Annotated in this window: 10 protein-coding genes; 4 read left to right on the top strand and 6 right to left on the bottom strand. The window is 56.1% G+C overall.

Translation table 11 applies throughout. The features are described 5' to 3' along the window. The first annotated feature begins 2 nt into the window (after nucleotides 1-2). The gene (locus ENTHG_RS18445) at nucleotides 3-824 is read left to right on the top strand and encodes an IclR family transcriptional regulator (RefSeq protein WP_044183152.1); all 822 of its coding nucleotides are present in this window, start codon (nucleotides 3-5) and stop codon (nucleotides 822-824) included. Between the two features lie 111 nt (nucleotides 825-935). Continuing rightward, nucleotides 936-1,433, top strand: coding sequence for a 4Fe-4S dicluster domain-containing protein (locus tag ENTHG_RS18450; RefSeq protein WP_044183155.1), 498 nt, complete (start codon nucleotides 936-938; stop codon nucleotides 1,431-1,433). Nucleotides 1,434-1,449: 16 nt separating this feature from the next. Here ENTHG_RS18450 and avtA read toward each other — a convergent pair whose 3' ends face one another. Both avtA and ENTHG_RS18460 read right to left on the bottom strand, forming a co-directional pair. Next, nucleotides 1,450-2,703, bottom strand: coding sequence for a valine--pyruvate transaminase (gene avtA, locus ENTHG_RS18455; RefSeq protein WP_044183158.1), 1,254 nt, complete (start codon nucleotides 2,701-2,703; stop codon nucleotides 1,450-1,452). Nucleotides 2,704-2,881: 178 nt separating this feature from the next. Next, complete coding sequence (locus tag ENTHG_RS18460) at nucleotides 2,882-4,912, bottom strand: alpha-amylase (protein WP_044183161.1); 2,031 nt, start codon at nucleotides 4,910-4,912, stop codon at nucleotides 2,882-2,884. A 320-nt stretch (nucleotides 4,913-5,232) separates the two neighbouring features. Between ENTHG_RS18460 and ENTHG_RS18465 the strand changes: the two genes are divergently transcribed. Continuing rightward, the gene (locus ENTHG_RS18465; protein ID WP_071825904.1) at nucleotides 5,233-6,060 is read left to right on the top strand and encodes a protein bax; all 828 of its coding nucleotides are present in this window, start codon (nucleotides 5,233-5,235) and stop codon (nucleotides 6,058-6,060) included. An 84-nt stretch (nucleotides 6,061-6,144) separates the two neighbouring features. Here the strand turns inward: ENTHG_RS18465 and xylR are convergent, their stop codons facing one another. The 4 genes from xylR to xylF form a co-directional block, all read right to left on the bottom strand. Beyond that, on the bottom strand, nucleotides 6,145-7,323 hold the full coding sequence (xylR, locus tag ENTHG_RS18470) for a D-xylose utilization transcriptional activator XylR (RefSeq protein WP_044183167.1): 1,179 nt from the start codon (nucleotides 7,321-7,323) through the stop codon (nucleotides 6,145-6,147). A 93-nt stretch (nucleotides 7,324-7,416) separates the two neighbouring features. Further along, nucleotides 7,417-8,598 (bottom strand): xylose ABC transporter permease XylH, encoded by a 1,182-nt coding sequence (xylH, locus tag ENTHG_RS18475; RefSeq protein ID WP_044183170.1) that lies wholly within the window; start codon nucleotides 8,596-8,598, stop codon nucleotides 7,417-7,419. After that, the gene (locus ENTHG_RS18480) at nucleotides 8,576-10,117 is read right to left on the bottom strand and encodes a xylose ABC transporter ATP-binding protein (protein ID WP_044183173.1); all 1,542 of its coding nucleotides are present in this window, start codon (nucleotides 10,115-10,117) and stop codon (nucleotides 8,576-8,578) included. The genes xylH and ENTHG_RS18480 overlap by 23 nt, the downstream gene beginning before the upstream one ends. 79 nt (nucleotides 10,118-10,196) lie before the next feature. Beyond that, a complete protein-coding gene (xylF, locus tag ENTHG_RS18485) occupies nucleotides 10,197-11,189 on the bottom strand; it encodes a D-xylose ABC transporter substrate-binding protein (protein WP_044183176.1) in 993 nt (330 codons plus the stop codon). Nucleotides 11,190-11,554: 365 nt separating this feature from the next. On the opposite strand from xylF, the gene xylA reads away from it, so the two are divergent. Then, nucleotides 11,555-12,877: a xylose isomerase gene (gene xylA, locus ENTHG_RS18490; RefSeq protein ID WP_044183179.1), complete on the top strand. Its 1,323-nt coding sequence runs from the start codon at nucleotides 11,555-11,557 to the stop codon at nucleotides 12,875-12,877. Nucleotides 12,878-12,886 lie beyond the last annotated feature (9 nt).

A 12,886-nucleotide genomic window follows, 5' to 3' on the forward strand; every position in this document is an offset into this window, starting at 1 on the left:
TAATGAATACCAAAGAGCATGACAATAGCCAGGATAAAGAGAGACCCGCAGGCAGCCAGAGCCTGTTTCGCGGTCTGATGCTGATTGAGATCCTGAGCAACTACCCTAACGGATGCCCGCTTGCGCATCTGTCAGAGCTGTCAGGGCTGAATAAAAGTACTGTCCACCGTTTGCTCCAGGGGCTGCAATCGTGCGGCTATGTCACCCCTGCGCCAGCCGCCGGCAGCTACCGGCTGACCACTAAATTTATTGCGGTTGGGCAAAAGGCGCTGGCTTCGCTCAATATTATTCACGTCGCTGCGCCGCATCTGGAGGCGCTCAACCTCGCCACCGGCGAGACCGTTAACTTCTCCAGCCGCGAGGACGATCACGCTATCCTCATCTATAAGCTGGAACCGACCACCGGTATGCTGCGTACCCGCGCCTATATCGGCCAGCATATGCCGCTGTACTGCTCGGCGATGGGCAAAATTTATATGGCGTTCGGGCAGCAGGAATATGTCAAAACCTACTGGGAAACCCATCAGCAGCAAATTCAGCAGCTTACGAGAAATACCATTACTGATCTGTCTGCGATGTATGACGAGCTGGCGCACATTCGTGATTCCGGTATGGCGATGGACAGGGAAGAGAATGAACTGGGCGTCTCGTGTATTGCCGCGCCGGTGTTCGATATTCACCATCGCGTGCCTTATGCCGTCTCTATCTCCCTTTCCACCTCGCGCTTAGAGCAAATTGGCGAGGCGAATATCCTTGCGCCGCTGCGGGAGACGGCGAAGGCCATTTCCGGGGAGCTGGGCTTTACCCTGCGCGCCCAGGCATAACGCCAGAAGTGTTCAGGCACATGACAAAACCGGTCACTTTCCCTACCGGGATCAAAGCGTTGATGGCGTAAACTCTGGCACTCTGCGTTTTTACTGTCAGGGAGAGGGAAAATGGACCGTTTTATCATTGCGGATTCGACGAAGTGCATCGGTTGCCGCACCTGTGAAGTGGCCTGCGTCGTGTCACATCAGGAGAACCAGGACTGCGCGGCGCTGACTCCCTCGGCGTTTACGGCGCGCATTCGCGTGGTCAAGACCGGGACTTTTTCCACGGCGGTCACCTGTCACCATTGTGAAGACGCGCCCTGTGCGAACGTCTGCCCCGTGGGGGCGATAAGCCGGGTGAATGGCGCGGTGTATGTTGAGCAGGCGCTGTGCATCGGCTGTAAAAGCTGCATGCTGGCCTGCCCCTTTGGCGCAATGCAGGTCACGGTAACCCATGCGAAGGCACAGGCGTTGAAGTGCGATCTGTGCCAGCACCGCGAAAACGGCCCGGCCTGCGTGGAAGCCTGCCCGACGCAGGCGTTAAGCTGCGTTGACCCGGAGCGCCTGCGCTTGCACCGTCTAAGCCAGCCATTTAACGACTCCACCTTTGAGCGGCCCCTGTAAAAAGGGCCGTCAGTGATTAGGCGGTTTCGCGCCAGGCGTTTTCAATCTCTTCGGCAAGGATGCGCACGCCCGCTTCGATCTTCTCCGGCTCCGGCACATAGTTCATGCGCATGCACTGGTGAGTATGCGGCCAGGGCTTATCCAGACCGGGGAAGAAATAGTCGCCCGGCACCATCAGCACGCCGCGTTTTTTAAGGCGCTGGTAAAGCAGTTCGGTGGTAATGGGCAGATCTTTAAACCACAGCCACAGAAAAATCGCCCCCTCCGGTTTATGAATCAGGCACCGTTCCGCAGGCAGGTAGCGGCGAATGATGGCGATGGTTTCCTGCACACGCTGCTGGTAAAACGGTTTGATGACCGTTTCCGACAGGCGCAGCAGATCGTTACGCTTAATCATTTCGCACATCATGGCTGGCCCCATCCCGCCAGGCGCGAGGCTGATAATGCCGTTCATATTCCGAATCGCGGAAATCACCTTTTCATTGGCGATGATGATGCCGCAGCGGCTTCCCGGCAGCCCCAGTTTCGACAGGCTCATGCACAGAATAATATTCGGGTTCCACAGCGGACGCGCTTCGCTAAAGATAATGCCGGGAAAAGGCACGCCGTAGGCGTTGTCGATAACCAGCGGAATACCATGCTGATTAGCCAGCGCATCCAGCTTGATAAGTTCCTCATCGGTAATCACGTTGCCGGTGGGGTTGGTCGGGCGCGACACGCAGATCATGCCGGTCTCTTCGCCGATGTGCAGGTGCTCGAAATCAACATGGTATTTAAACTGGCCGTCGGGCAGCAGTTCGATATTGGGCCGTGTCGAGACAAACAGGTCCTCCTCCAGCCCGGCATCGGCGTAGCCGATGTACTCCGGCGCCAGCGGGAAAAGCACTTTTCTGCTGCTGCCGTCGGCGCGGCGGCCCGCGAAGAGGTTAAATAAGTAGAAAAACGCGCTCTGGCTGCCGTTAGTTAGTGCAATATTCTGCGGTTCAATATCCCAGCCCAGCTCTTCGCGCAGCATACCCGCCAGCGCGGTCAGCAACTCACTCTTGCCTTGCGGACCGTCATAATTGCACAGCGCGTCGGTGGCTTTACCGCTCTCCACCATCTCCGCCAGCAGGTTGTGAAAGTAATCGGTCATTGCCGGGATCTGCGCCGGGTTGCCGCCGCCCAGCATAATAGCGCCTGGCGTGCGCAGGCCGTCGTTCAGGTCTTCCATCAGGCGGGTAATGCCTGCGTGGCGGGTAAACTTGTCGCCAAAAAGTGAAAATGTCATAGCAGAATTTCTGTCGGGCCGATGTGAAAAGTGGCTAACCATAACGCTAGATTACGTGCTGCGCAAATCGGATGAGATAGTGTGCGGTGAGGTTTTATTTTGTAGATTTATGATTTGGTGGTTTTTTATATTGCGAAGTGCGTATTCCCCTCTCCCTTAACGGAGAGGGGAATACGTATTACTGGTTACCCGCCCAGATCACCATTACTTTGTCATCGCCGTGCTCACGGGTAAAACCGTATCCCTGCGGCAGGCTTAGCGTTGTCTGCTTGCCTGCCCCCAGCGCCGGGTGGCGAGCGCGGAACTGGCCGAGCGTCTGCCAGTGGCGCAGCGTTGGGGCGGCTTTGCCGTCAATATCCTGCCAGTTCATCTGTGAACGCGTGCCCTGCAAAGGGTCGGAACCGGTCGGCCCGAAAGGCCTGCTGGTTTCGTCGCCGTAAAAGATTTGTACCGCGCCGGGCGCCAGCATTAGCAGCTCCGCCGCCTGCTGGCCGCCTTCGCGGAACAGCCTTGTATCGTGAGAGGAGAGGTAGCTCAGGACATTAAAGTCCTGCAGTTTTTCCGCCATCTGCTGCCAGACCAGATCCATACCGGCGAGGCATGATACCGCGCCAGCGGCCTGCTCCTGATAGTCGAAATTGATCATCGCGTCGAAGCCGTGGCGATAGTAGTCGCTCTGCATCACGCCGTGTCCCCAGGATTCCCCGGTCATCCAGAAAGGCGCATCATCCAGTTTTTTCTGCGGATTGGCCTTCTTCCAGGCGGCCAGCGCGTCGGTGGCCTGCGTTTTAAGCTGCTGCCAGGCGGCCATTTCCACATGCTTTGCGGTATCGACCCGGAAACCGTCGATGCCATACTCCCGCACCCACTCGCTTAGCCAGTGGGTCAGATAATCTCGCGGGGTGAAACCGGGCATTTCCCGCGCATGAGTATCCGGCTTATGGCGATAGAAGACCGGCAGGCCGGAGGCCGTCGTCGACTCTGTTTTGAGATCCGGCAGGAACGCCAGCGACATGGTCAGGTCGTCGAAGCCGGGATTATCGTAATCGCCGATATCGGTGCGGATCCAGTTTTTCCCCCACCAGTTTTGCCAGGCGGTTTTATCGCTAAAGTTGATGTAATCATTGAAACTATGCCAGCTCTGCCCCGGCGCTGGTCGCCAGTCTGTCCAGCGCTCGCCAAGGATTTTCTTTTGCTCCTCGCCGTTAAGATAGAGCGCGCCGAACTGGTATTCCTGCATATCTGCCAGCGTCGCGTAGCCGGTGTGATTCATCACCACATCAAAAAGCACCCGCATGCCGCGACGGTGGGCTTCATCCACCAGCGCGCGAAGATCGGCCTCGCTACCCATATTCGCGTCGAGACGGGTCCAGTCCTGGGTGTAATAGCCGTGGTAGGCATAGTGGGGAAAATCGCCTTTGGTGCCGCCGCCAACCCAGCCGTGGATCTGCTCCAGCGGCGAGCTTATCCACAGCGCGTTAACGCCCAGTTTTTGTAAATAATCCAGCTTGCTGGCGAGCCCTTTCAGATCGCCGCCGTGGAAGGTGCCAATCTCCTGCATACCGTCTTTGTGCCGCCCGTAACTGTTGTCGTTAGACGGGTCGCCGTTGACGAAGCGGTCGGTGAGCACGAAATAGACCGTGGCGTTGTGCCAGCTAAAGGGCGCGACGGCGTCCGTCTCCGCCCGCTCAAGCAGCAGCAGCCCGCCGCTGTCGCGGGCAGGTTGCAGGGTGATTTTGCCGTTACGCACCATTGCCGTCTGCTGGCTGTAGAAATCACGTACTACGCTGCCTTCCGGGAAGGTGGCCGCCACGTTCAGCGTCAACGGCCCGCCGTCCCAGACCGGACACTGCCGCACGGTATTGACCGGCTGCTTTGCCGCCTCGCTTTTTACCGTCAGCATCAGCGTTGGCGTGCCGGAGCGGGTATCCACCTGAATCTGATACTCCCCCTCGCGGAATACGCGCCACTGCGGCGCCTCGCCTGCGCACGGCTTGAGCGACAGCATCTGATTGAGTTTAATCTCCGCCGCGGGCTGCCAGCACTGCTGGTTGTCTTGCAGCGTCAGCGGACGCGCCCCTTTTTGCAGCTGCGTTTCACTACGCCAGACGCCAGTTCCATCGTCAGTAAACGTGGAAAGCCCCTCTGCCGACCAGTTTGCGCTGGCCGCAGCGGGTAATAACAGCAGTAAAAGCGGCGCGTATTTCATCTGAATATCTTCCCGTGGCTTTAATTTTGACCATCTTGCCAGCACGGCGATAAGGGGGACTCATCCCATGCGCGTTATCGCCAGGGAGGAGAGGGGCGGGTGAGTGATCGCGCGCAAATTTTGCAAATAAATCATCACAAACGTTGCGGTTGTATCTTATTGTTTTTCTTAAATAGCAGCTTTCACCGTGAGCGCTTTCGGAATTGGATTATTTTCTGTACGTGCTCAGGGCGGCTACTTTTGGTATGATTTGCGATTCAGTTCGCAAATTTGCGTAAAACATAAGGTGTTGGAATGTTCGTATCCGACCAGGAGACTTAATGATATCGATTCCCTTGCGACGACTTGGGGCTACGATACTCATGTTTCTCGCCATAGCATTTTCAGGTGAGACGCTTGCACAAACGCACAGCAAAACAGCGAGTCATAAGGCCCATATATCGAAGATAAGCGGTAAGAAAAAGGTAAGCAGTAAACAAGAGTATTCTCGCAATAGTGTAAATAGCAGTTCACTTCCTGATTTGCGAAAATACCCTTCCGGGGCACCAAGAAAGAAAGCGTTTCTCCGGACGGTCATGCCTTATATTACCAGCCAGAATGCAGCCATCATCGCCGAGCGCGAATGGTTGATGACGCGTCAGTACAGCCAGCAGTGGTCGGCTGCCGATCGCGCGCGTCTTAAGGATATCGCCAAACGCTATAAGGTGAGCTGGTCTGGCAATACCCGCCGTATCCCGTGGAACACGCTGCTTGAACGCGTGGATATTATCCCGGCGAGTATGGTAGCGACCATGGCCGCGGCGGAAAGCGGCTGGGGCACATCGAAACTGGCCCGTAATAACAACAATCTGTTCGGCATGAAGTGCGGAAAAGGGCGTTGCCAGAACGGTCCGGGGAAGGTGAAGGGCTATTCACACTTTGATTCGGTGAAAGAGTCCGTGAGCGCTTATGTGGTGAATCTCAACACCCATCCGGCGTACGCCTCTTTCCGTAAATCCCGTGCTCAGTTGCGTAAGGCAGACCAGGAAGTGACCGCCAGCAACATGATTCACAAGCTGAAAGGTTACTCAACCCGCGGTCAAAGCTACAACAACTACCTGTTTGCCATGTATCAGGACAATCAGCAGCTTATTGCCGCGCACATGTAATGACACAAACGCCAGGGTAGCCCGGATAAGACGTTTCGCCGCATCCGGGCATCCCGGGTGCGCGGACCGCTTACCCGGGCTACGCTATACCAGGCTCTCGCCGTACCGCTCCCGATACTCTTTGGGCGTGCTGTCATATTCCTTGCGAAACACCGAATAGAAATATTGCAGTGACGGGTAGCCGCACATCTGCGAGATTTCATTGATGGACAGCGAAGTAGAGACCAGCAGGCTGCGCGCTTTTTCCAGTTTCTCCGCATGGATGACGGCGTGAATCGTCTCACCCACCTCTTCTTTAAAGCGTTTTTCAAGGTTCGAACGGGAGATCCCCACCGCGTCCAGCACCTGCTCGACTTTGATGCCTTTACAGGCGTGGTTGCGGATATAGTGCATGGCCTGGATAACTGCCGGATCGTTGAGGGAGCGGTAATCGGTAGAGCGCCGCTCCACCACGCGCACCGGCGGCACCAGCAGCCGCTGTAGCGCCAGGGGTTCATTATCCAGCAGGCGGTGCAGCAATTTCGCCGCCTGGTAGCCCATTTGCCGGGTGCCCTGCGCTACGGAAGAAAGAGCCACGCGGGAGAGGTAGCGCGTCAGCTCCTCGTTATCAATGCCAATCACGCAGAGCTTTTCCGGCACCGGGATATGTAAATGGTCGCACACTTGCAGTACGTGGCGGGCGCGGGCGTCCGTTACGGCAATAATGCCCGTCTGCGGCGGCAGCGTTTGCAGCCAGTCTGCCAGCCGGTTCTGCGCGTGCTGCCAGTTTTCCGGCGCGGTGGTCAGCCCCTGGTAGACTACGCCGCGGTACTTCTCCTGAGCAACCAGCTGGCAGAAGGCGTGTTCCCGCTCGGCGGCCCAGCGTTTACCGCTGGAGGGGGGCAGCCCGTAAAAAGCAAAACGGTGCACGCCTTTTTCTTTCAGGTGCAAAAAGGCCTGTTCGACCAGCGCAAAGTTATCGGTGGCGATATAGTGCACCGGCGGATAGTGCTCGGGGGTGTGGTAAGAACCGCCGACGCCAACAATCGGTACGTCCACGTCGGCCAGTAGCCGCTGAATTTCTCCGTCGTCATAGTCGGCGATCACACCGTCGCCAAGCCAGTCTTTAATGTTGTCGATACGGGTACGGAAATCTTCTTCAATAAAGATGTCCCACTCAGATTGCGACGCCTGCAAATATTCGCCAACGCCCTCAACCACCTGGCGGTCATAGGCTTTATTGGCATTGAATAACAACGTAATGCGGTGGCGTTTTTCAAACATGTCGGTTCCGTCGTTAATGAATCATCGAGTTTGATTATCATATTCAACACGCTGCCGGAGAATAATTTTTCCGGCAGTGTGATCGTCCTTGTATCATGCCCGGCGTTTGGTGGCGGAGTCCATCCATACCGCCAGCAGTAAAATGGCGCCTTTCACGATGTACTGCCAGAAAGTGGGCACATCCATCATGCTCATGCCGTTATCCAGCGAGGCCATGATAAAAGCCCCCATCACCGCACCGGCTACGCTCCCGATTCCGCCTGCCAGGCTGGTGCCGCCGATGACGCAGGCGGCGATAGCATCCAGTTCGGCAATGTTGCCCGCCGACGGCGAACCGGCCCCCAGGCGCGAACTCAGAATCAAACCGGCGATAGCCACCATCAGGCCGTTGATGGCGAACACGGCAAGCTTGGTGCGCTCGACGTTGATACCGGAAAGGCGGGCCGCCTCAAGGTTGCCGCCGATGGCGTAAATTCGCCGCCCAAAGGCGGTACGGGTAGCCATAAACATCCCTGCCAGCAGCAGGAAGACCAGCAGCAGCACCGGCGTCGGCACGCCGCGATAATCGTTGAGCAGCCAGATAGCGCCCAGCACCAGCACCGCGATAAGCGACTGGCGGCCCACCACCGCAGTGGAGGCGGGGGTCGCCAGCCCCAGCGCCTGCCGACGCATCCGCCCGCGCCACTGCCACAGAACAAAGGCGACAAGGCCAAGCGCCCCCACACCGAAACCAACGCCGTCAGGCAGATAGCTCTGCCCGATTTGCGACATGGCGGCGCTGGTGGGCGAGACGGTGGTGCCGTTGGTGATACCGATCAGCACGCCACGGAAGGCGAGCATCCCGGCCAGCGTGACGATAAACGACGGGACTTTGCGGTAGGCGACCCACCAGCCGTTCCACGCGCCGAGCAGCAGGCCCAGCACCAGCGTTACCGCCACGGTCAGGGGAAGCGGCCAGCCGAGCCAGACATCAAAAATAGCCGCTGCGCCGCCTAATAACCCCATCATCGAACCAACGGAAAGGTCGATTTCGGCTGAGATAATGACAAACACCATCCCCACCGCCAGGATGCCGGTAATGGCGGTCTGGCGCAGCAGGTTGGAGACGTTACGGGCGCTGAGGTACGCGCCATCGGTCATCCAGGTAAAGAACAGCATGATCACGGCGATAGCGGCGATCATGACGAAGACCTGTAAATTAAGTGATTTCAGGCCGCTAAACGCGCCGGGTACCGGAGCGGAAAGTTTCATTTCAGACGGATTGCTTTTCGACATGATGTTCGCTCCTCAGCGCCGCTTCCATAACCTGCTCCTGGGTCAACTGATGGTTAATAAGATTGGCTTTTAACTTGCCTTCATGCATCACCAGCACCCGGTCGCTTAGCCCCAACACCTCCGGTAACTCAGAAGAGATGACGATAACCGCAATCCCCTGCTGAACCAGCTGGTTGATCAGTTTGTAGATTTCATATTTCGCGCCAATATCAATTCCGCGGGTGGGTTCATCCAGAATCAGGATGCGCGGATTGAGCAGCAGGCAGCGGGCGAGGATCGCCTTCTGCTGATTTCCCCCGCTCAGGCGGCCAATCGCCAGTTCGGGGGAGGAGGTTTTGACTTTTAACCGCTGCAACGACTGCAAAATACAGTGCTGTTCCGCCGCGTCATCAAGCGCGCTCAGGGTGCCGGAAAACTGATCCAGCGCGGCCAGGGTGATGTTTTTACCTACCGCCATCACCGGGACGATACCGTCTTTTTTGCGGTCTTCCGGCACCATAGCGATGCCCTGGGCGATAGCCTGCTGACAGTTGGCGATGTGCGCCCGCTTGCCCTCGATATAAATCTCCCCTTCCCACCGCCCCGGCCAGACGCCAAACAGGCACTGCACTGCTTCGGTTCGCCCGGCGCCGACCAGGCCAGCAATACCGAGGATTTCGCCGCGTTTTAACGAGAACGAGACGTCGTTGACCCGCTTGATATGGCGGTTGACCGGGTGCCACGCCGTCAGATGCTCGACGCGCAGAATTTCGTCGCCGGCGGTATGCGGCTCGTTGGGGTAGAGCGCGGTCAGTTCGCGCCCCACCATCATGGTGATGATGTCATCTTCGTTCATGCCTGCGGCGTCGCGCGTGCCGATATGCTGGCCGTCGCGGATAACGCAAATCACATCGGAAATGGCTTTCACTTCATTGAGCTTGTGAGAAATATAGATACAGGCGATGCCGTGATTTTGCAGATCGCGAATGATATTCAGCAGGACGGCGGTCTCTTGCTCCGTTAGCGAGGCGGTAGGCTCATCAAGGATTAACAGACGAACCTGCTTATTCAGCGCCTTGGCGATTTCGACTAACTGTTGCTGCCCAAGCCCCAGGTCGCCCACCCGGGTATCCGGGGAGATATGCAGGCTTACCTGCGCCAGCAGTTTTTCGCAGCGCAGCGTCATGGTGTCGTAATCCATCACGCCGTGGCGGGTAATCTCCGCGCCAAGAAAGATGTTTTCAAGAACCGTCAGGTGTTTTACCAGCGCCAGTTCCTGGTGAATGATGGCGATGCCTTTGCGTTCGGTATCGCGGATGTGGCTGGCCTGTAGCGTTTCACCGGAAAAGACAATTTCGCCTTCGTAGCTGCCCCAGGGATAAATACCGCACAGTACTTTCATCAGCGTGGATTTACCGGAGCCATTTTCGCCGCACAGGGACAACACTTCCCCCGCGTTAAGGTGCAGGCTGACATTGTCCACAGCTTTAACCGCGCCGAAGGCCTTGGTGATGTTCTTCATTTCGAGTAAATAAGGCATAACTGCTCCACGTAATTCGAGGTATCAACAGTGCCTGAAGACAGGTGGCGCGCCCGTGGAACGGGGCGCGCCGTAAGGCTTAGAGCTGGTTTTTCTGATGGAAGCCGTCTTTGATAACCGTGGCGTCGATGTTGTCTTTGGTAACCTCGATAGGGGTCAGCAGACGCGCAGGCACGTCTTTCAGGCCGTTATTCAGGGAGGAGTCCGCCTTCGGCTGCTGGCCATTACCCAGCTCGACGGCAATTTCCGCCGCGGTATTCGCCAGCTGCGTAATCGGTTTATAAACGGTCATGGTCTGGCTACCGTTCATCAGCCGTTTAATACCGGCGAGATCGGCGTCCTGGCCGGAAATGACCACTTTCCCGGCGAGCCCCTGCGCGCTTAATGCCTGAATCGCGCCGCCGGCGGTGGCGTCATTGGAGGCGACAACCGCATCAATTTTATTGTTGTTGGCGGTCAGGGCGTTTTCCATTATTTTCAGTGCGTTCTCCGGCAGCCAGCCGTCAACCCACTGATCGCCGACAATTTTGATTTTTCCGCTGTCAATATAAGGTTTTAATACTTTCATCTGCCCTTCACGGAAGAGCTTGGCATTATTATCGACAGGGGAGCCGCCCATCAGGAAGTAATTACCCTGAGGAACTTTACTGACCAGACTTTGCGCCTGTAATTCGCCCACTTTTTCATTGTCAAAAGAGATATAGAAATCAATGTCGGCGTTATTGATCATGCGATCGTAAGCCAGCACTTTAATTCCTTCCTGTTTCGCCTCTTTTATGACGTTGCTTAATACCTGACCGTTATAGGGAATAATAACCAGAACATCCACGCCGCGGTTGATCATATTTTCAATTTGCGACATTTGTGTTTCTTCGTTTCCGTTCGCCGACTGCACAAACACCGTTGCGCCAAGGGACTCCGCCTTTTTAACAAAAATATCCCGGTCTTTCTGCCAGCGTTCGAGACGTAAATCGTCGATCGCCATACCGATTTTCACTTCTTTTGCGTGACCGGCCATGCTGGCGAGCAGCAAAGAGGCACAGAGAGTAAGGCAAAGGTTCTTTATCTTCATAATAGTAATACCTTTTTTGTAGGGTGACGAAGCTAAGATAAAAGAAACATGCACTGCGATGAACGCTGCAAATTCTTAGCGCGAAAGCGCTGGCTGGCAATTACTGATTTTTATCCCGGCGTTATGTTTTTTGGTTTATTTGCGGAATTTTGACCGCGATCTGATTTTAAAATGAGCAAAATCGGTTTTGCATAAAAATCGGGAAGTAACGCCGCAATGTTAACAGGGTCTATTTTGCGAGGCGGCGCACATTTGCGTATTATCTCAATGGCAGTGTGAAATAACGTAATTGAGCAAGGCGAAGAGAGAATCCAGTATTACTACGAAAATGAACCTTTGCCGCACACCTGATTATGGAGCTCATTATGCAAGCTTATTTCGACCAGCTCGAACGCGTTCGTTATGAAGGTCCGAAAACGACCAATCCTTTAGCGTTCCGTCATTACAACCCGGACGAGTTGGTGCTGGGCAAACGCATGGCGGATCACCTGCGCTTCGCCGCCTGCTACTGGCATACCTTCTGCTGGAACGGCGCGGATATGTTTGGCGTTGGCTCATTTGACAGGCCCTGGCAGCAGCCGGGCGAGGCGCTGACCCTGGCGGAGCGTAAAGCTGACGTAGCGTTTGAGTTCTTTCACAAGCTGAATGTGCCGTATTACTGCTTCCACGATGTGGACGTGTCGCCGGAAGGGGCGTCGCTGAAAGAGTATCTGAATAATTTCGCGCATATGGTGGATATCCTTGCCCGGAAACAGCAGGAGAGCGGCGTTAAGCTGCTGTGGGGTACGGCGAACTGCTTCACGAACCCGCGTTATGGCGCAGGGGCGGCCACCAACCCGGACCCGGAAGTGTTTAGCTGGGCCGCGACGCAGGTCGTCACCGCGATGAACGCTACCCACCAGTTAGGCGGGGAAAACTACGTACTGTGGGGCGGTCGTGAAGGGTACGAGACGCTGCTGAACACCGATCTGCGTCAGGAGCGCGAACAGATTGGCCGCTTCATGCAGATGGTGGTGGAGCACAAACATAAAATTGGTTTCCGCGGTACGCTGCTGATTGAACCGAAACCGCAGGAGCCGACTAAACATCAGTACGACTACGATGTGGCGACCGTTTACGGCTTCCTTAAACAGTTTGGTCTGGAAAAAGAGATCAAAGTGAACATTGAGGCTAACCACGCCACCCTGGCGGGCCACTCTTTCCATCATGAAATCGCTTCGGCTATCGCGCTGGGGATCTTCGGTTCGGTTGACGCCAACCGCGGCGACGCGCAGTCTGGCTGGGATACTGACCAGTTCCCGAACAGCGTGGAAGAGAACGCGCTGGTGATGTACGAAATCGTTAAGGCGGGCGGTTTTACCACCGGCGGCCTGAACTTTGACGCCAAAGTCCGTCGCCAGAGCACCGACAAATATGACCTCTTCTATGGCCATATCGGCGCAATGGACACCATGGCGCTGGCGCTGAAAGTCGCGGCGCGCATGATCGAAGACGGCGAACTGGATAAACGCGTAGCGAAACGCTATGCCGGCTGGAATGGTGAGCTTGGCCAGCAGATCCTGCAAGGGCAGCTTACGCTGGCGGAAGTGGCGAAGTACGCTGAACAGCACGAACTGGCGCCGCGTCATCAAAGCGGTCATCAGGAACAGCTTGAGAATCTGGTCAACTATTACCTGTTTGATAAGTAACCGTCGAGG

Source organism: Phytobacter massiliensis JC163, from assembly GCF_000321045.1.
In the GTDB taxonomy this organism is placed as follows: Bacteria; Pseudomonadota; Gammaproteobacteria; order Enterobacterales; family Enterobacteriaceae; genus Phytobacter_A; species Phytobacter_A massiliensis.